The sequence below is a fragment of the Actinoplanes sp. NPDC051859 genome (assembly GCF_044452725.1).
Taxonomy (GTDB): domain Bacteria; phylum Actinomycetota; class Actinomycetes; order Mycobacteriales; family Micromonosporaceae; genus Actinoplanes.
On the sequence record NZ_JBITBX010000011.1, the window covers coordinates 67,615 to 86,698 of the forward strand.

Consider the following 19,084-nt stretch of genomic DNA (forward strand, 5'->3'; position numbering starts at 1 on the left):
CTCTTGTGCGCGCGGCCAGGTTCGCTAATCTGAGCCCCACTCGCTTTTCGAGGAGGCCGGAACCCGTGGTTGCCCTGCCGAAATTCCCCCCGAACTTCCTGTGGGGCGTGTCCACCGCGTCGTACCAGATCGAGGGTGCCGTCCAAGAAGACGGGCGCGGACCCTCCATCTGGGACACGTTCAGCCATACGCCGGGCCGAACCCATGAGGGCGACACCGGTGATGTGGCCTGCGACCACTACCACCGCTGGGCGCAGGACGCGGACCTCATCGCCGACCTGGGTGTGGGGGCGTACCGGTTCTCGATCGCCTGGCCGCGCGTGCAACCCGCCGGTACGGGCCCGATCAACGACAAAGGCCTCGACTTCTACGACCGGCTCGTCGACGGGCTGCTCGTGCGGGGCATCGCGCCGGTGCCGACGCTGTATCACTGGGATCTGCCGCAGCCCCTCGAGGATGCCGGCGGATGGCTCAGCCGGGACACCGCCGAACGCTTCGCCGAGTACGCCGCCGCGGTGGGTGACCGGCTCGGCGACCGCGTCCGACGCTGGATCACCCTCAACGAGCCGGTCGTGCACATGGCCGAGGGGTATGCGTTCGGCACCCATGCTCCCGGCCGTGCCCTGCTGCTGGACGCCCTGCCGGTGGCGCACCACCAGCTACTCGGCCACGGCTGGGCGGTCCGGGCGTTGCGCGAGCGTGGCGCCACCGAAGTGATGATCACCAACAACTGCACGCCGGTGTGGCCCGCGAGCGACAGCGCCGACGACCAGGTGGCCGCCGCGGTCTACGACGGCTTCCACAACCGGCTCTTCCTCGACCCGGTGCTGCGCGGGGAATATCCGCCGTTCGCCGCGGCCCTCACCGACACCGGCGTCGTACGCGACGGCGACCTGGACGTCATCGCCACGCCGATGGACGCGCTGGGCATCAACTACTACCACCCGACCCGGGTCGCGGCAGCGCCGGACGACTCGCCGCTGCCGTTCGTGACCACCGACATCGCGGACGTGCCGCGGACCGCGTTCGGCTGGCCCGTCGTCCCGGACGGCCTGCGCGAACTGCTGACCGGCCTGCACGAGCACTACGCCGACGTGCTGCCGCCCATCTACATCACCGAGAACGGCTGCTCCACCTCGGATTCGATCGACGCGGACGGCCGGATCCGGGACACCGACCGGATCGATTACCTCGACGGGCACCTCCGCGCCCTGCACGAGGCAGTCAGTGCCGGTGTCGACATCCGCGGCTATTTCGTCTGGTCGCTGCTGGACAATTTCGAATGGGCCGAGGGCTACAGCCAGCGCTTCGGCCTGGTCCACGTCGACTACGCGAACCAGCAGCGGACCGCGAAGGACTCCTACGACTGGTTGCGCGCCGTTCTCGCCGGACAGCGGTGACCGCGTACGCTCCCGCGGCCGGACCGCCACGGGTGCGGGGTCGCTGGATGGCGTTGCTGTCGATCGCCAACCTCGGCCTGTGGATCGGCTACTACGCGCCGCTGCAGGTGTTGCTGCCGAACCAGGCCGAGCAGGTTGCCGGGGTGGACAAGACCACGGCACTGGGCATCATCACCGGCGTCGGCGCGTTTGTCGCCGTCGTGGCGGGCCCGCTCGCCGGGGCGTTGTCCGACGCCACCACCCTGCGCACCGGGCGGCGGCACACGTGGACGGCGATCGGGGCGCTGACCGGCCTCGCGGGGCTCTTTCTGCTCGCCGGGCAGCACACGCTGCTCGGGCTGACCCTGTGCTGGTGCCTCGCGCAGGCCGGGCTGAACATGCTCCAGGCCGGGATCACCGCGATCGTTCCCGACCGTACGCCGGTGGGCCAGCGCGGGCGGGTGTCCGGCTGGGTGGGTCTCGCCCAATCGGTCGGGGTGGTGGTTGGCGTCCTGCTGGTCTCCGTCGTGGTGACCGGCACCCTCTCGGGCTATCTGCTGACCGGGGCGGTGGTCGTGCTCGCCGTGCTCCCGTTCGTGTTGTTGACCCGCGATCCGCCGGTGTCGCCGGCCGACGCGCCACGGCTGTCCGCCCGTGCGGTGGTAACCGCGTTCCGGTTCGACCCGCGCGTCGCCCCGGATTTCGCCTGGGCGTGGGCGACCCGGTTCCTCGTCCAGCTGGGCAATGCGATGGCGACGCTGTATCTGCTCTACTTCCTGCGTGACCGGGTGCACCACCCGAATGCGGAGGCGGGGCTGCTGCTGCTCATCCTGGTCTACACCGCCGGCACGCTGCTGACCGTCGTGGCTGGGGGAGTGGTGTCGGACCGCACCGGACGGCGCAAGCCGTCGGTGATCCTGTCCGGCTATGTGATGGCCGCTGCGGCGGCATTGCTGGCGCTTTGGCCGACCTGGCCTGGCGCGCTCACCGCCGCCGCCGTGCTCGGGCTGGGCTTCGGCGTCTACCTCTCGGTGGATCAAGCGTTGATCACCCAGGTCCTGCCGGCCGCCCGGGACCGCGCCCGCGACCTCGGCATCATCAACATTGCCAACTCGGCCCCGCAGGTGCTCGGCCCGGCCCTGGCCTTCCCTGTCGTGGCCTATCTGGGCGGCTATCCGGCGCTGTATCTGACGGTGGCCGCGGTGACTGTCCTCGGCTCGGTGCTGGTGACCCGCATCCGCTCAGTGCCCTGAGACGGACGCGGGTCCCTCGCTGCTCTAGTGCGCGTACAGCTCTACTTCGTAGGTCGAGTAGCCGTAGGACGTCGCCCGCGCCTGACCGGTCAGGCGCACGTACCGGGCCTGTGTCGGGGCGAAGGTGACGTTGTCGACGCCGCCATTGCCGCCGGTCACCGCCTTGACCTGGGTCCAGCTGCTGCCATCGGACGAAACCTCGATGGTGTACGCGGTCGCGTACGCCTCTTCCCAGCGGACGATCATGCGGCTGACCGCCCGGCTGCTGCCCAGATCGATGCGCAGCCACTGATTGTCGGACCACCGACTCGACCAGCGCGACGCGCGATCGCCGTCGACGGCGTTCGATGCCGGATGTCCGAGCTGGCTGCTCGACGCGGTCACCGCCCGGCCCGCCGCCAGATTGCTGACGTCGTCACCGCGCTTCGCCTGGAACGACACCACCTGCTGGTAGGTGGGCCGGTTCTGCCAACTGGTGATCTTGTGGGTGATGCCGCCCAGCGGGGACTGCACAATCGCGTCAGCGCACCACTGGTCGCCGGCGACGCAGTGCGAGTCGCCGGGGTACGTCGTCGTGGTCGGCACCGCCAACGCCGCGGTCAAGCTGGTCAGCAGGGCCGTACGGCATGCGCTGAGCGAACCGTTCCCGCAGTACGTCGTCGGCCATGCGGCCACGCTGTCACCGAGTACCGCCCGTAGGTCCTTCTCCACGTAGCCCCACCAGCCGGACTGGAATGCGGAACCCTTGTGCGCCTGCCCTGCGGACGGCGACTCGTCGACCTGCAGTGCGCCGACAACCGCCTGATAGAGGTCGTCGCCCAGCGGGCCCTTGAACTGCGCCTGCACCAGCAGCGGCCACCACGCATCGAGGATCCGGATCGCCTCGGCGTCGCGGTAGGCCTTGCTGCCCGGTGCGTTCTCGACCCGCTTCGCGCCGCTCTGCAGCCAAGCACGCAGCTTCGCGACCGCGGCGGCCTGCCCCGGATCGGTGACCGCTGCCGAGTCGATCACCCGCAGCAGATCGTCCAGCACCTCGATGCCGCGCAGATCGGTGATCGCCGCGGTCTCCACCACATTGAGCAGGCCGGCCCGGTCGAACTTACGCCCGGCAGTCACAGCCTCCTTGATCGGCCGGTCCAGCAGGTCACCCCGGTGCACCGCGCCGAAACTGAAGTTGCCGTCCGCCGCCGAAGTGCCCGGTGCCTGCTTGTTGTTCCAGTTCACGTAGTAGTCCTGGTTGACCGCCTGCGCATGACTCGCCGGTGGCTCATACGTGGCGACATTCGTGCCCGGATTCCAGCCGGACCACTCGTACGCGGGCTGCGCCCGGGTCGGTAGGTTCGGATCCGCGCCGGCGGCCCGCACCGGGTGCGCCCCGGAGTTGAAGTACGCCGTGTCGGCCGAGTTGACGTAGAACCAGTTGAACGCGAACGGGATCTGCGCCGCCGCGGCCTTGAAGCCGTCCGGCGTACCCATCGCCTCGGGCTCGTTGAACATCTGGAACCCGAGCGCCGAGTCGGCCTCGTGCCGGTACGAAGCGCGCAGGCTGGTGAATGCGACCGGCTTGCCCTCGACCAGGCCGCGCGAGCTCACCAGGCCGTAGTTCGTGCGCAGAATGGTCAACCGGTACGACCCCTCCGGCGTGGGGTCCGCGACGCTCGGCGACCAGGCGTTCGACCGGGACAACGCCTCCATCGGCAGGCACTGGCCGTGGTAGACGTAGTGCGTCGACGCGGTGGTCGGCGTCTGGCCGCCGGGCTCGCACAGTTCAGCGGCGAACGTGTCGGTGATGTCCTGGCTCGCTGAGGTCGCGCTCCACGCGTAGTCCGGCCCGCGGCCGAGCAGTGTGTAGAGGTTGAGTCCGGCGAAGGCGGCACCCCGGGTGCTGATGCCCGGCCCCTGCAACTCCTGCAGCATGAGCAGCTGCGGCGCGAAGTAGCCGGTCTGCGGCCCGAACACAGCGATGGGGTGCCCGGTCGTCGAGTGCGCGCCCGATATCACGGCGGCGTTGGACATGCCCCGGTGCCCGTTGATCGTCAGCTTGCCGAGGGACTCCGCGATGGGGCTCTTGCCGACCGCCTTCTTCGACGTCGCCGAGCCGGTCGGGTCGTAGACCAGCGGTTCGCCCTTGACCGTGCCCGCATCCGGCATCGCCACACCCGGCGCGTTCCGGTTGTCCTGCGTGTACGGGAACGTCTGCCCGTTGTGCACGGTCGTGACGGTCTCCGGATCGTTCTGCGTGCGGAACGCCGTCCACACCGCGTCCCCGGCCACGTCGCCGTACTTGGCGCGCGCGGCGATCCGGACCAGCGCCGACTGCATCTCGCCGCCCCCGCCACCACCGAACAGGCCGCCGATGACCCCGGCGACCGCCACCAGGTCGGTCAGCTTGAACGGCTCCGGGCCACCCTTGTTGGTGATCGGGTCGAGGTGTCCGGTGACCACGTACTCGCCGGGGCAGTCCCGCTTGCCCATGCAGTCGGCGATGTACTTGTTGATCCCGGCGATGTACGACTGCACATCCGCGTACAGCTGCGCGCCGCGTGGTCCGGACGCCCGCAGCGCCGCGATCTGCGCCTCGAGATCCGCCTCCGTGTACGGCGAGGTCCGCCACACACTCTGCTCCAGGCTGCGGTTGGCCGGGTTGCCACCCGCGAACGGCGTCACCTGCCCGCGTCCCAGGCGCCGCATCAGGTCCATCAGGAACAGGCGGTCCTCCGCGCCGACGTACCCCGCGCCGAACATCGTGCCGTCCCGGGTGGTGCCGGTGACGTGTGGAATGCCGAGCGCCTTGTCACGGACCACGGTGACGTCGGCGCGGGGCTGGTAACTCTTGTCAACGTCGCCGGCGGCGACGCCGAACGAGCCGTCGTTGAAGAAGTTCGAGATTTGTTCGTTGGACAGGCCGGTGTGGTGCACCAGATCCGCGTACCGTCCGAGCTGGTCACTCGAATGCGGTGGCATGTACCCGACCGTCTGGTGGGCGAGGATCTGCACGAGGTCGGCGTCGCCGTTCTGCCCTGGCGGCAGGATGTCGCTGCACTCACCGAGGCAGTAATCGGTGTTCAGGACGGGGGCGGCGGCTTCGGCGGGCGCGCTGGTTGCGGGATTGACCGCGATGGCGATGGTCAGCAACAGTGAGGCGGTCAGTGCCGCGCCGAGGCGCGAGGGGCGTCGGTGCATGGGCGGGGGTCCCTTCCAGGCCGCATGACGCGAAAAATTCTCATAGTGCTAACCATCTATTTACGTGTCGGTAACAGGCTTTGACAAGGGTCGATTTCTTCGATCACCGCCAGAATTCGTTCGGCGGACCCTAGATCTTTACCAGCGGATAGCCGATCAGGCTCCAACCGATCTGCGCGACGACGGTGTCGGCGGCGGCGAACAGGTCCGCCGCGCCGGACGTCGCCGTCGACCAGACGGTCTGCCCGGTCGTCGGGTCGAGTTCGTGCAGCACGGAGTCGTACGACGCGGCGAAGAGCCGTCCACCATCGGTCACGACGACGTTGGGGTTGAGCAGTGGGCGACGCCAGCGGATGGCGCCGTCGGCCACCGCGACCAGGCCGGAATAGGTGGGTGAGACCCGGCCGTCCCGGATCGTCGCCACGGACAGGCCGCCGACAGTGTCGACCTGGAGCACCTCCACCGCCGCCTCGTCCTCGTCCGTGGCGACATCCAACAGCTCGACCGCCCACATCCGCTTACCGGTAGTGACGTCCACGCAATGCAGCGTAAATTTCCGCCCCTCGGCGACGGCGGCGTGAACCAGGCGTCCGGCACCCCACAGTGCGCTGCTCGGGCGCAGCGCGGAAGGGCTGTGTTGCGGCACCGCGACCCTTCCGCTTTTTGCCAGGCGGGTAGTCCACCGCGGTTTCCCGGTCGAGCGATCGAGACCGTACAGGACCTGATCGCCGAAGTAGCAGAAGATTCCCTCCGCGCTGTGGAAACCACCGGGCGAGAAGCGGTTCGCGGCCGTCCACAGGTCCTTGCCCGTGAGCGGATCCACCCCCGTCAGCTTCTGCTCCTGCTCCTCAGCCAAGACCAGGCCGGGCACCACGCCGACCACGCCGCGCGGAGACTCCGCCCGCTGCCGCCCGGTCGCCGCATCGAGGATCCGATACCCCGCGGGACCCGCGAATTCCGTGACCAGCAACCGGCCGTCGCCGACGTCGGACACGCTGGGTGACTTAGTTGCCCGGAGCGTCCATCCGTCCCGGCCGGTGGCCGGGTCGATGGTCCACACCTTGTCGGCGTCACCCCCGAACAGGGCAGTCCCGGCCGCGAACGCCGACCTGATGTTGTCGCGACGCCAGGCGGCCGCACCGACTCCGACCGGTCGCCGCACTCCCGAGGACTTCTCTGTTCGCGACCACACGCCGACCGCACCGGCCACGGACGCCGCGCTCACCACTGCACCCGCCACGAGCAGACGGCGCCTGGTGAGCACCGGGCGTCGGACCGTCTTACCCAGGAGCAGGTCGCGGGCCTGCTCCGCGGTCGGGCGCTGAGCGGGGTCGGCGGTGAGCAGCCGCATCAGGGCCGGGGCCAGCGCGCCGGCCCGTTGCGGCTGCCGGACGTCGTGCTTCGCGTACGCCATCAGCATCGGCAGGTACGCGTCCCGCTGGAACGGCCCCAGTCCCTCGACCGCGTAGTACAGGGTCGCCCCGAACCCGAAAATGTCCGCCGGCGGCCCGGGCGGCAATCCCTTGGCCTGTTCGGGGGCGAGGTAGCCGGGCGTACCGAGGACCATGCCGGACTCGGTGAGCGTCTCGGAGTCCGGCGTCGTGGCCAGGCCGAAGTCGGTCAACCGGACCCGCCCGTCCGGCGAGACAAGCACGTTCGCCGGCTTGACGTCGCGATGCGTGATACCCGCCCCGTGCGCGGCGGTCAGCGCCGACAGCAGTTGCAGGCCGACCTCCACCACCCGCGCCGCCGGCAACGGGCCCTCGGCGGCGATCAGCTCCTTCAACGAGCGACCGGCCACCAGCTCCATCACGATCCACGGCCGGCCGTCGTGCTCGACGATGTCGAACACCGACACGATGTTCGGGTGATGCAGGGCGGCAGCGGCCCGCGCCTCCCGCAGGCTGCGCTCACGCTCCACGGCCACCGTCTGGTCGGAGCTGCCCCAGCCGTGCCGCAGCTCCTTCACCGCGACCTGCCGCCGCAGTAGTTCGTCCTGACCGCGCCACACCACGCCCATGCCGCCGGCGCCGATCTGTTCGACCAGCCGGTACCGCCCCGCCACCAGCACGGAACCGCCCGCCGACTCGGGAACAGGGGGATGGCTCGGCACGCCGACACGCTATCCGATCATGTCTCGCGCGCCCTCCGCCGGCCGTACCTGGCCGCGCTGATCTGGCTCCGGTGGGCAGGACGCACCCTAGTCCAGACCGATGGCGTCCAGGTAGCGTTGCGCGGCCCCGGGGGAGGGCAGCAGGTCGCCGCTGCGGGCGTAGACGCCGCCGCTCCGGAACAGCAGTTGATGATCGATGAGATAGCGCCGGACAGCCACATGGTCCACCTCGCTGCCCGTACACCAGCGCAGCAGGATGGTGTTCACGGCAGTCTCGTCATAGGTGGTGCCCTGCGCGAACGACGTCTCGACGAGGTAGCCGAGGACGGTGTGCCGTCGGGTGCGCTTGGCGGGCAGTCGCCGCAGCCGGTCTCCGTCAATGAACGGCGCAAAGGCGGTCTCGTCGGAGGGTTCCATCTGGTGAACCGTAGAGCACGGATCCTCTCCGTGCGATCGAGTATCCGAGCTGGTCAGGACGCGAACCAGTGCAGCGCCTGCCCGTGGCCCTTGGCCCGGGCAGGTTGGGTTGGCGTTTGGCCGGTGGCAGGGTGCCGATCAGATCCAGGACCTGGTCGTCGGCGGCGACCGCGAGAGACCGCCGTTCGTATGCGGCCGACACGCCTCGGGACGGAAACACCGCGAATCCGGTTGCGGCCGGTCGGTTGCGGCGCGACGGTGGGCCGATGGACCATTCCGTACGCCCGATGCCCGCCGCGGAAACCACCGTCGTGGCCGACATGCTGGACGCTTTCAACCGCGAGTTCGACACGCCCACGCCGGGTCCCGAAGTGATCGCCCAGCGCCTGCCCGAGCTGATCGCCGGCGGCCGGCTGGCGGTCCTGCTGACCGGCGAGCCGGCCGCCGGCGTCGCGGTCATCTCCTTCCGGCCCAACCTCTGGTACGACGGCCCGGTCGCCCTGCTCGACGAACTGTACGTACGCCCGGAGCTGCGCGGCCGCCGTTACGGCCACGCCCTGCTGGAGGCCGCCTGCCAGCTGTCCCTGGACCGCGGCGCCGACGTCCTCGAGATCAATGTCGACGGTGAAGACGTCGACGCCCGGCGCTTCTACGAGGCGCACGGTTTCACCAATCTCGAACCGGGCGCCACCGAGCCGATGTACTTCTACTACCGCGAACTCGCCGCAACCTGACAGGTTCCACACATCGGTCGCCGAGGCTGTCCGCGACAGCACGTCGACAGTGGAAGGACCAAGAAATGGCTCAGCGACGGGTACTGCTCTGCGCAGTGGTGGCGGCAACCCTGGCGTTCGGATCGGCCTGCAGCTCCGAGCCGGCCAAGAACGAGGCGCCGCAGGTGGCGACCCTGGCCAGCCCCGGCAGCACGCCCGCCCCGTCCGCTTCCACAGCCGACACCCGGCCCCGGGAACGGATCGACATGACGTCGAAAGACTACGAGGTGATGCTGGAGCCGTACACGAAGTGCATGCAGGAGCACGGCGTGGACATGACCAAGCGCGGCTCCGGTGTGCAGGGTGTTGACGTCACCAAGAACGAAAAGGCCAATGCGATCTGCGAACCGAAATATCTGCCGTTGCCAGCGTGGGAACGCGACCCGGCGAATCCCGCGGCCAAGGACTTCGCCCGGGCGGTCGTCACCTGCCTGAAGGCCAACGGCATCAAGGAGGTCGAGATCGGTGCGGACGGCGTCGGCATCTCGCTCGGCGGTCCCGCCAACGACCAGGACTCCATCACCCGCGGCCTGGACTTGATGCCGAAATGCGAGCGTGAGACCGCCAAGAAGTAACTGTCAGCGGCCGGGCCGCCCCCGGCCCCACCCGCCACCCGTTGAGGAACAGGTCGGCCGGTCAGCTACCGGCCGGAGCGCGCTCAGGGGGTGTTCTCGGCGAGGACCGTCGTCTCCGTGGTGGTGGGGGCGGTGGTGGTCGGCGTCGGCTCGGTGGGGGTGGTGGTCGTCGCCGTGGGGGTGGGCGTCGTCGGGTCCGTGGTCGGGGTGACCGTCGGGGCGGTGGTGGTGGGCTTGGTGGTCGGCGTCGTCGTGGTGGTGGTCGGCGCCGGGTTGGTCGGGGTGTTTGTGGGTTTGGTGGGCTTGGTCGTTGTCGGGGCGACCGTGGGCCAGTGCATCGGCGGGGCGGTCGTGGTGACCGGAATCGGCGGGTAGGTGAGCATCGGCGGGTACGCGGTGAGCGGTGCGTCGACGGCGACGACCGTGCGGCCAGGAGAGACCGGGATGTCCCGGGCGGGGGAAGTCGAGGCCGGGGGCTTGGTGGCCGGCGGGCCGGGGGTGCGTGGTACCGCGACGACCGCGCCGCCGCCGCCGTCGATGGCGGCGTCGGCCTGGCGGCCGTGTGGGGCGGAGCCGCCGTTGGCGAGTTGGAGGCTGAGGACGCTGACGACCGCGGCGGCGACTGCGATGGAGGCCGTCACGGCGGCGCGGCGGCGGGGGCGCCGGATGCGGGTACGGAGCTGGCTGACCTGGCCGACGATGACGGTCGTGTCATCGGTGTCGCGGGCGAGGTCGATGAAGGCGGGGCGCAGGCTGGGGGAGCGGCCCACGGCGTGCCGCAGGATCTGGGCGGCGGTGGCTGCCGTCGGGCGGTGGTCGGGGTTTTCGGCGGTGCACTCTTCGTAGAGGCGGATGACCTCGTTGGGGAGTCCGTCGATGTGGGGCAGGCGGGGCGTCTGGTTGTCGTGGCGGGCGGCGAGGATCTCGCCCACGGTGGTGCCGGGCCAGGCGCGCGTGCCGGTGAGGCATTCGAAGAGCAGGAGGCCCATCGCGTAGACGTCTGCGGCGGGGAAGGTCGGGGCGCCTTGGAGCTGCTCGGGGGCGAGGTTGGCGGGGGTGCCCCAGAGGCGGCCGTGGCTGTCGAAGCTGTTCTGCCCGGCCATGGCGGCGATGCCGAAGTCGAGGACTTTGACGCCGTTGGGGGTGAGCATGACGTTGCGCGGCTTGATGTCGCGGTGCACCAGGTTGCGGGCGTGTGCTGCGGCCAGGGCGGCGGAGATGCCGGCGCAGATCTCGGCGGCGCGCTGCCATTCGAGGGCGCCGGATTCCTTGAGGTGATCAGCCAGGGTGTCGCCCTCGAGGAATTCCATCACCAGGTAGGGGTGCCGTTCGCCGCCTTCGGTGGCCTCGCCGTAGTCGTAGACCCGGGCGACGTGGGGGTGGCTGAGTCCGGCGGCGGCGCGGGCTTCGCGCAGGACGTCGGCGGAGGGTTCGTCGTCGGTGGGGCGGCTCGGGGTGAAGAGCTTGATCGCCACGGTGCGCTTGAGCGTCTTGTCCCAGCCGCGGTGCACCATCGCGCTGCCGCCTCGACCGACGGCCTCGTGCACCTGATAGCGGCCTGCGAGTGAGCGCACCGTGATCCCTACCGTTCTACCTGCGATTACTCACCGTGGTTATTCATGGCGATGAAGATTGTCACCGGTGAGTGCCGCGAATAGTACCCGACCTGCGGAGAATGCCAACCCCGGCCAAGTTCGGCGGATCGTGAAGCGTATTCACGATGGGTAACGGTGGCTTGTGGTGATCATCCCGCCGACTCGCCGTACGGGACGCCCCGGCCGGTTTGTTCCTCGAAGACGAGCCAGGTGCGCGTGGTGCGTACGCCGGGAATGTCCTGAATTCGATCCAGCACGACGTCCCGCAAGGCCGTGTTGTCCGGAGCGCGGACCAGAGCGAGGACGTCATGGTCACCGCCGACCAACGCGAAATGCTCGACGTACGGAATCTCGCGGAGTCCGGCAGCGATCACCCGCCACGCGGTCTGGTCGATGGTGATCGCCACGTACGCGGTGGTGCCCAGCCCGATGCTGCGCGGGTTCACCTCGGCGGTGAAGCCCCGGATCGTGCCGTCCTCCACCATCCGCGACAGCCGGGTGTACGCGTTCGAGCGGGAGATGTGCATGCGCTCGGCCAGCGCCCGGATGGAGATCCGGCCGTCGCGTTGCAGCTCCGCCAGCAGCGCCGTGTCGGTAGCGTCGAGGGGTCCGGCAGAACGTCCAGCCGGACCGTCCGCAGCAGCACTGTCCGAGGACATTCGGTCGTCCTTCCCGCTCGTGGTCGGCAATCTGTCGCCGATCATCCGGCGCTCTTGACCGTACAGTGCCTCGAACTCACGCTGATGCGACCAGACGTCCTTGAAGAGAGCGAGCGTCGCCATGCAGCTTGAGGACCTGTTGCCCTCGGCCGAACCCGTACGGTTCGTCGCCGAGGACGGCACCGAGACCGGGGTGCCCGCGGGTCACGCGCGGCCCGCCGACGACCGGCTGGTCGAGGCGTACCGGCGGATGGTGCTCGGGCGCCGGTTCGACACCCAGGCCACCGCGCTGACCCGGCAGGGCCGGCTCGCGGTCTACCCGTCGAGCCGCGGGCAGGAGGCCTGCCAAATCGCCGCGGTGCTCGCACTGCGCGAGGAGGACTGGCTGTTCCCCACGTACCGGGACAGCGTCGCCCTGGTCGCGCGCGGTCTGGACCCGGCCGAGGTGCTGACCCTGCTGCGCGGCGACTGGCACTGCGGCTACGACCCCGCGGCGACGCGTACGGCCCCGCAGTGCACGCCGCTGGCCACCCAGACGATCCACGCGGTCGGCCTGGCCGAGGCGATGCGCCGCAAGGGCGAGGACAGCGTCACGATGGCGCTCATCGGCGACGGCGGCACCAGCGAGGGCGACTTCCACGAGGCGCTGAACTTCGCCGCGGTGCGCAAGGCCCCGGTCGTCTTCTTCGTCCAGAACAACGGGTACGCCATCTCGGTGCCACTGGCCCGGCAGAGCGCGGCACCCGCACTGGCCTACAAGGGCGTCGGGTACGGCGTCCCCTCCGAGCAGGTCGACGGCAACGACCTGGTCGCGGTGCTGTCCGTGCTGGAGAAGGCCGTCGAGCACGCCCGCTCCGGCCAGGGCCCGTTCCTGGTGGAGGCACACACCTACCGGATCGAGGCGCACACCAACGCCGACGACGCGACCCGCTACCGGGACGAGGCCGAGGTCACCAGGTGGACCGCCGCGGACCCGCTGGCCCGGCTGCAGACGTACCTGAAGAACCGGGGTCTGCTCGACGACGAGGCCGTGCAGACCGCCGAGACCGAGGCCGAGGCTTTCGCCGCCCGGACCCGGACCGCGCTGAACGCTGACGTCGAGGTCGATCCGCGCAGCATGTTCGACCACGTGTTCGCCGAGCCGACCGCGCAGCTGGCCGAGCAGCGCGCCCAGCTCGTCGCCGAGCTGGAAGAGGGGCAGGCGTGATGAGCAACGCGACCGAGATGACCATGGCGCAGGCGCTGAACGCCGCGCTGTGCGACGCGATGAGCGACGACGAGCGCGTGCTGGTCTTCGGCGAGGACGTCGGCGCGCTGGGCGGCGTCTTCCGGATCACCGACGGGCTGACCCGCAAGTTTGGCGAGGAACGCTGCTTCGACACCCCGCTGGCCGAGTCCGGCATCGTCGGGCTGGCCGTCGGTCTCGCGATGGGCGGCTTCAAGCCGGTCGTGGAGATGCAGTTCGACGCGTTCGCCTACCCGGCGTTCGAGCAGATCGCCTCGCACGTCGCGAAGATGCGCAACCGGACCCGCGGCGCGCTGACCATGCCGATGGTCATCCGCGTGCCGTTCGCCGGCGGCATCGGCGGCGTCGAACACCACTGCGACTCCAGCGAGGCTTACTACGCGCACACGCCGGGCCTCAAGGTCGTCACCCCGGCCACCGTCGAGGACGCGTACTGGCTGCTGCGCGACGCGATCGCCGACCCGGACCCGGTCGTCTTCATGGAGCCCAAGCGGCTCTACTGGAGCAAGGCGAAGGTCGACCTCACGAAGCGGTCGGTCGGCACGATCGGCGCGGCGGCGGTCCTGCGCCCCGGGACGGACGTCACCCTGGCTGCCTACGGCCCGACCGTGCCGCTGGCACTGCAAGCGGCCGAGGCCGCCGCGGCCGAGGGGATCAGCCTGGAAGTGGTCGACCTGCGCTCGGTCGTGCCGTTCGACGACGAGACCCTGATGCGTTCCGTACGCAGAACGGGCCGTTGCGTGGTCGTTCAGGAGGCGCAGGGCTTCGCCGGTGTCGCCGCCGAGATCGCCGCGCGCGTGCAGGAGCGGTGCTTCCACTCGCTGGCCGCGCCGGTCCTGCGGGTCACCGGGTACGACATCCCGTACCCGCCGCCGAAGATCGAGCACTCGCACCTGCCGAACGTCGACCGGATCCTGGATGCCGTCGACCGCCTGCAGTTCGACGACGAGCCCGACCTGCGCCACACCGGGACCGCCCAGTGAGCGCCGACCAGGTCTTCCGCCTGCCCGACCTGGGCGAGGGCCTGACCGAGGCCGAGGTCGTCCAGTGGAAGGTCGCCGTCGGTGACACGGTCACCGTGGACCAGGTCGTCGCCGAGGTGGAGACCGCCAAGGCCATGGTCGAGGTGCCGGTCCCGTACGCGGGCACGGTCGCGATCCTGCACGCCGATGCCGGTTCGGTGCTGGCCGTGGGCGAGCCGCTGATCACGGTGTCCGGCGGTGCGGCGGGGCCGTCGGAGGCCGCCGTCGAGCAGTACCGCACCGAGGAGCGCGCCGGCTCGGGCAACGTTCTGATCGGCTACGGCACCGGCCACGGCCCGGTCTCGCGCCGCCGCGCCCGCCGTGGCCGCGCCAACGCTGCCGTGTCCGTTGCTGCTGGCTCGCCCACGCAGGCCACGCCCGTTGCCGCCACCATGCAGGCCGCTTCCCCTGCGGCCACCATGCAGGCAGCTTCTTCTGCGGCGACCGTGCAGGCTGCATCTCTTGCCGCGTCGGCTGCGGCCGCGTCAGGCGCGACCTCCGGCCGTGATTCGGCGGCGGCGCGGGTCATCTCGCCGCTGGTTCGCAAACTTGCCCGCGAGCACGGGCTGGACCTCGCCACGATCCTGCCCGGCGCCGGGCACGGCGTCATCCGGCGCCGTGACGTCGAGAGCGCCATCGCCGCGGCCGGCCAGCCCGCCGTCGCCGGCCAGCCCGCCGTCGCCGGCCAGCCCGCCGTCGCCGCTCAGCCGGCTGGCGCCGCGTCGGCGACCCAGTTCGCGGCCGTGCCGGTTACCGCGGAGATCGTGCGGATTCCGCTGCGCGGGGTGCGGCGGCTGGTCGCCGATAAGCTGTCGCGCAGTCGCAGCGAGATCCCGGACGCGGCCACCTGGGTCGACGTCGACGCCACCGCGCTCATCGAGGCGAAGAACGCCCTCGCGAGCCGCGGCGTGGGCCTGCTTGCGCTGCTGGCCCGGATCACCGTCGCGGCGTTGCGCAAATTCCCCGAGCTGAACTCCACCGTGGACGTCGCGGCGCAGGAGATCGTGCGGCTGCCGTATGTGAATCTGGGTTTTGCCGCCCAGACCGACCGTGGCCTGGTCGTGCCCGTCGTGCAGGGCGCGCACCTGCTGAACGCGGTGCAGCTCGGCGCGGAGCTGAGCCGGCTGTCCGGCCTGGCCCGCGCGGGAACGCTCCCACCGGCGGCGATGACCGGCGGCACCTTCACCTTGAACAACTACGGGGTGTTCGGCGTCGACGGCTCGAACGCGATCATCAACCACCCGGAGGCCGGTATCCTCGGCGTCGGCCGTATCGTCGACAAGCCGTGGGTCGTTAACGGGCAGCTCGCCGTCCGCAAGGTCACCCAGCTCTCGCTCAGTTTCGACCACCGGGTCTGCGACGGCGGCGCGGCGGGTGGTTTCCTGCGGTACGTCGCGGACTGCGTGGAGCAGCCCGCGGTCCTGCTCGCAGATCTCTGAGTTCCACCAGGAGGCACCATGACCACGGTCGATCAGCACCGGCTGCACGAGGCCGGAACGGACCGCTGGGCCGTGCTGCGCGAGGTGGAGCAGCGGGTGCTCTGGCTTGCGACGGCGATGATCGACCACGCCAACCGGGTGCGGCCCAACACGGACGGCCTCAAGGTCGGCGGGCACCAGGCGTCCAGCGCGTCGATGGCGACCATCATGACGGCGCTGTGGTTCGACCACCTCCGCAGCGCCGACCGGGTGTCGGTGAAGCCGCACGCCTCGCCGGTGCTGCACGCGATCAACTACCTGCTGGGCAGCCTCGACGAGCGCTACCTGACGACGCTGCGGGCGTTCGGCGGGCTGCAGAGCTACCCGAGCCGGTCCAAGGACCCCGACCCGGTCGACTATTCGACCGGCTCGGTCGGCATCGGCGCCACCGCCCCGATCTGGGGCGCGCTGGCCCGCCGCTATGTCAACAGCTCCGGCGCCGCGACCGGCACCGGCCGGCAGTATTCGCTGGTCGGCGACGCCGAGCTGGACGAGGGTGCCTGCTGGGAGGCGATCCTCGACCCGATGGTCACCGACCTCGGCGAGGTCTGCTGGATCGTCGACCTGAACCGGCAGTCGCTGGACCGGGTCATCCCGCACGTGGCCGCGACCCGGCTGCAGGCCATGTTCGCCGCCGCCGGCTGGCAGGTGCTGACCGCCAAGTACGGCCGTCTGCTGACCGAACTCTTCGAACGGCCCGGCGGTGACGCCCTGCGCCGGCGCATCGACGAGATGTCCAACGCGGAGTTCCAGCGGCTGTTGCGCTGCGATCCGGAGCAGTTGCGGCTGCGGCTGCCGGGCGAGGGCCCGGACGCGGACGCCCTGCGGTCGCTCGTCGGCACCCTGAACGACGGCACGCTGACGGCGGCGCTGCGCAACCTGGGCGGCCACGACTTGCGCACGCTGGGTGACACGCTCGACGCGATCGACGACACCCGGCCGACGGTGATCTTCGCGTACACGGTGAAGGGGCACGGACTAGCCACCGAGGGCCACCCGCAGAACCACTCCTCGATGCTGACCGAGGCACAGCTGCGCGAGTTCGCCGCGCGGGTGGGCATGTCGGTGGAGACGCCGTGGGCCCGCTTCACCGACGACTCGGCGGCCGGGCAGCTCTGCGCGGAGGTCTCGGAGCGCTTGCACCGTACGCCGCTGGCGGCCCAGCCCGCCCCGGACGTGCCCACCGACCTGGGGCGTACCCCGACCGGCACCTCGTCGACCCAGGCGGGGCTGGGCCGGGCGCTGCTCGACCTGACCCGCCAGGCCCCGGCCGTGGCCCGCCGCGTGGTGACAGCCGCGCCCGACGTGGCCTCGTCGACGAACCTGGGCGGCTGGATCAACAAGGTCGGCGTGTGGGCGGCCGACGACCGGCGAAACTGGTTCGACGACGACCCCGAGACGATCCTGCACTGGCGCGAGCGGCCCACCGGCCAGCACATCGAGCTGGGCATCGCCGAGGGCAACCTGGTCGGGCTGCTCGGTGAGCTGGGTGCCACCTGGAGCCGCTGGGGTCAGCCGCTGCTGCCGATCGGCGTGGTCTACGACCCCTTCGTGGAACGCGCCCTCGAACCGTGGTCCTTCGGCATGTACGCCGGCGGCCAGTCGATCCTGGTGGGCACCCCGGCGGGTGTCACGCTGGCGGCCGAGGGCGGCGCGCACCAGTCCATCAAGACTCCGTCGATCGGCCTCGAACAGCCCGGCTGCATCAGCTACGAGCCCGCGTTCACGGTCGATTTGGAGTGGACCCTGCTCGCGGCGTTGTCCCGGCTGGGCAAGGCCGGCGGCAGTTCCGCGTACCTGCGGCTGTCGTCGCGTCCGGTCGACCAGGGCCTCGCTGCGGTGCCGACCGACCCCGCCGCTCGGGAGCGACGTCGCCGTCAGGTCGTGGCCGGGGGTTATCTGTTGCGCCGGGCCGCGCAGGCACCCGCGGTGACCATCGCCGCGATGGGCGCGATGCTGCCCGAGGCGTTGGCCGCGGCTGACCGGCTCGACGCGCAGGGCGTGCCGGCCGACGTGGTCTGTGTGACCAGCCCTGGCCTGTTGTTCTCGGCCATGCAGGCCCGCGCCGGGCACGGCACCGCCGAGAGCTGGATTCTCGACGCTGTCTTCCCGGCTGACCGGGCCGCGCCGCTGCTCACCGTGCTGGACGGTCACCCGCACACACTGGCGTTCCTGGCCGGTGTGCACCGCCGTCCAGCCCAGCATCTCGGCGTGAGCGCCTTCGGCCAGTCCGGCGCGCTGAACGCGGTGTACCAGCACCACGGCATCGACACCGACAGCATCGTCCGGGCCGGTTTGGACCTCGCCTGACCGCTCGTACGGCCGCCGGGGCTGGATCTCGGCGGCCGTACGTTTGCCTAACGCGTAACACAGTGGTTACGCTTTCGGGGTGGATGAGGTGGCTGCGGCGATCGCCGACCCGGTGCGGCGGGAGATCCTGGAGCTGCTCCGCGAGCACCCTCGGGCCGCCGGGGAGCTCGCCGACCGCTTCCCGATCAGTCGTCCCGCCGTGAGCCGGCACCTGCGTGTGCTGCGCGAAGCCGGGCTGGTCCGGGACACCGCCGAGGGCCGCCACCGGGTCTACACGCTGGATCCGACCCCGTTCGCCGAGCTGACCGCCTGGCTGGACCCGTTCCGCCGAGCCGCCCAGGAAAGCCAGCCGACCACGGAAAGCCTGCCGACCACGGAGAGCCAGCCGACCACGGAGAGCCAGCCGAACACGGAGAGCCAGCCGACAACGGAAAGCCCGGCGGCCGGCTGGGAACGGCGTCTTGATGCCCTCGAGACCGAGGTTTATCGCACCCGTCGTGAGCACCGCACCCGCGGCGCTGCGGCACACCGACAGGAGAACAGCGCATGACCAACCCACCCACCGGCCGGCTGCAGGCGGCCGCGGCCGGCGTCGAGCTCATCGTGAGCCGCAGCTTCCGGGCGCCCATCGAGGATGTCTGGGCCAGCGTCACCGAGTCGGACCGCACCGCGCGCTGGTTCGGCGCGTGGGAGGGCGATGCTGCGCCGGGCGCCATCATCAAGATGCAGATGGCCTTCGAGGAGTCGGCCCCCTGGTTCGACGTCCGCATCGAGGCATGTGAACCACCGCGCCGACTGCTGCTGGTGATGACCGAGGGCTCCGGCATCCAGCGCATCGAGCTGCGGCTCGCCGCGGCGGGGGAGCAGACCGACCTGGAGCTGGTGCAGCACCTCGACACCACCGACGCGGTGGGCGACATGGGCCCGGGCTGGGAGTACTACCTGGACAACCTGGTTGCCTCGCGAGCCGGGCAGCCGCTGCCGAGCTTTGACGACTACTACCCCGCGATGAAGCCGTATTACGAAGGCTTGTCCGCCTAGCGTGACTTTCTGTCGGAACTCTGACAGCGTGCGGCGGATA

15 protein-coding genes and 1 pseudogene are annotated in these 19,084 nt (G+C 70.5%); 10 read left to right on the forward strand and 6 right to left on the reverse strand.

What is annotated here, in order from left to right:
* Nucleotides 1-74: 74 nt before the first annotated feature.
* Both ACIA1L_RS25570 and ACIA1L_RS25575 read left to right on the forward strand, forming a co-directional pair.
* Nucleotides 75-1,400, forward strand: a complete 1,326-nt coding sequence (locus ACIA1L_RS25570) for a GH1 family beta-glucosidase (protein ID WP_396075671.1) — start codon at nt 75-77, stop codon at nt 1,398-1,400.
* Nucleotides 1,401-1,447: 47 nt separating this feature from the next.
* Nucleotides 1,448-2,632 (forward strand): MFS transporter, encoded by a 1,185-nt coding sequence (locus ACIA1L_RS25575; protein WP_396075451.1) that lies wholly within the window; start codon nt 1,448-1,450, stop codon nt 2,630-2,632.
* A 24-nt stretch (nt 2,633-2,656) separates the two neighbouring features.
* Here the strand turns inward: ACIA1L_RS25575 and ACIA1L_RS25580 are convergent, their stop codons facing one another.
* The 4 genes and pseudogenes from ACIA1L_RS25580 to ACIA1L_RS25595 all read right to left on the reverse strand — a co-directional run.
* Nucleotides 2,657-5,815, reverse strand: a complete 3,159-nt coding sequence (locus ACIA1L_RS25580) for a penicillin acylase family protein (RefSeq protein WP_396075452.1) — start codon at nt 5,813-5,815, stop codon at nt 2,657-2,659.
* Nucleotides 5,816-5,945: 130 nt separating this feature from the next.
* Nucleotides 5,946-7,928: a protein kinase gene (locus ACIA1L_RS25585; protein WP_396075453.1), complete on the reverse strand. Its 1,983-nt coding sequence runs from the start codon at nt 7,926-7,928 to the stop codon at nt 5,946-5,948.
* Nucleotides 7,929-8,015: 87 nt separating this feature from the next.
* Nucleotides 8,016-8,345: a DUF2087 domain-containing protein gene (locus tag ACIA1L_RS25590; RefSeq protein WP_396075454.1), complete on the reverse strand. Its 330-nt coding sequence runs from the start codon at nt 8,343-8,345 to the stop codon at nt 8,016-8,018.
* Nucleotides 8,346-8,445: 100 nt separating this feature from the next.
* A pseudogene (locus tag ACIA1L_RS25595) lies at nt 8,446-8,565 on the reverse strand (DUF2332 domain-containing protein); the annotation flags it as partial.
* Between the two features lie 46 nt (nt 8,566-8,611).
* Here ACIA1L_RS25595 and ACIA1L_RS25600 point away from each other — a divergent pair.
* Both ACIA1L_RS25600 and ACIA1L_RS25605 read left to right on the forward strand, forming a co-directional pair.
* On the forward strand, nt 8,612-9,079 hold the full coding sequence (locus ACIA1L_RS25600) for a GNAT family N-acetyltransferase (RefSeq protein ID WP_396075455.1): 468 nt from the start codon (nt 8,612-8,614) through the stop codon (nt 9,077-9,079).
* A gap of 65 nt (nt 9,080-9,144) precedes the next feature.
* Complete coding sequence (locus ACIA1L_RS25605; protein ID WP_396075456.1) at nt 9,145-9,693, forward strand: hypothetical protein; 549 nt, start codon at nt 9,145-9,147, stop codon at nt 9,691-9,693.
* A gap of 83 nt (nt 9,694-9,776) precedes the next feature.
* Here ACIA1L_RS25605 and ACIA1L_RS25610 read toward each other — a convergent pair whose 3' ends face one another.
* Both ACIA1L_RS25610 and ACIA1L_RS25615 read right to left on the reverse strand, forming a co-directional pair.
* Complete coding sequence (locus ACIA1L_RS25610) at nt 9,777-11,267, reverse strand: protein kinase (RefSeq protein WP_396075457.1); 1,491 nt, start codon at nt 11,265-11,267, stop codon at nt 9,777-9,779.
* Between the two features lie 170 nt (nt 11,268-11,437).
* Complete coding sequence (locus ACIA1L_RS25615) at nt 11,438-11,947, reverse strand: Lrp/AsnC family transcriptional regulator (protein WP_396075674.1); 510 nt, start codon at nt 11,945-11,947, stop codon at nt 11,438-11,440.
* 121 nt (nt 11,948-12,068) lie between these two features.
* On the opposite strand from ACIA1L_RS25615, the gene pdhA reads away from it, so the two are divergent.
* The 6 genes from pdhA to ACIA1L_RS25645 all read left to right on the forward strand — a co-directional run bounded on the left by pdhA (nt 12,069) and on the right by ACIA1L_RS25645 (nt 19,044).
* Nucleotides 12,069-13,154 (forward strand): pyruvate dehydrogenase (acetyl-transferring) E1 component subunit alpha, encoded by a 1,086-nt coding sequence (gene pdhA / locus ACIA1L_RS25620; RefSeq protein WP_396075458.1) that lies wholly within the window; start codon nt 12,069-12,071, stop codon nt 13,152-13,154.
* A gap of 17 nt (nt 13,155-13,171) precedes the next feature.
* The gene (locus tag ACIA1L_RS25625) at nt 13,172-14,176 is read left to right on the forward strand and encodes an alpha-ketoacid dehydrogenase subunit beta (protein WP_396075675.1); all 1,005 of its coding nucleotides are present in this window, start codon (nt 13,172-13,174) and stop codon (nt 14,174-14,176) included.
* Nucleotides 14,173-15,654: a dihydrolipoamide acetyltransferase family protein gene (locus ACIA1L_RS25630; RefSeq protein WP_396075459.1), complete on the forward strand. Its 1,482-nt coding sequence runs from the start codon at nt 14,173-14,175 to the stop codon at nt 15,652-15,654. The genes ACIA1L_RS25625 and ACIA1L_RS25630 overlap by 4 nt, the downstream gene beginning before the upstream one ends.
* 18 nt (nt 15,655-15,672) lie before the next feature.
* Nucleotides 15,673-18,003 carry a transketolase-like TK C-terminal-containing protein gene (locus tag ACIA1L_RS25635; protein ID WP_396075460.1) on the forward strand — a complete coding sequence of 777 codons (2,331 nt, stop codon included), beginning with the start codon at nt 15,673-15,675 and terminating at the stop codon, nt 18,001-18,003.
* Nucleotides 18,004-18,082: 79 nt separating this feature from the next.
* On the forward strand, nt 18,083-18,553 hold the full coding sequence (locus ACIA1L_RS25640; protein WP_396075461.1) for a metalloregulator ArsR/SmtB family transcription factor: 471 nt from the start codon (nt 18,083-18,085) through the stop codon (nt 18,551-18,553).
* A complete protein-coding gene (locus ACIA1L_RS25645; RefSeq protein WP_396075462.1) occupies nt 18,550-19,044 on the forward strand; it encodes an SRPBCC family protein in 495 nt (164 codons plus the stop codon). Before ACIA1L_RS25640 ends, ACIA1L_RS25645 begins: the two co-directional genes overlap by 4 nt.
* The last annotated feature ends 40 nt before the right edge of the window (nt 19,045-19,084 follow it).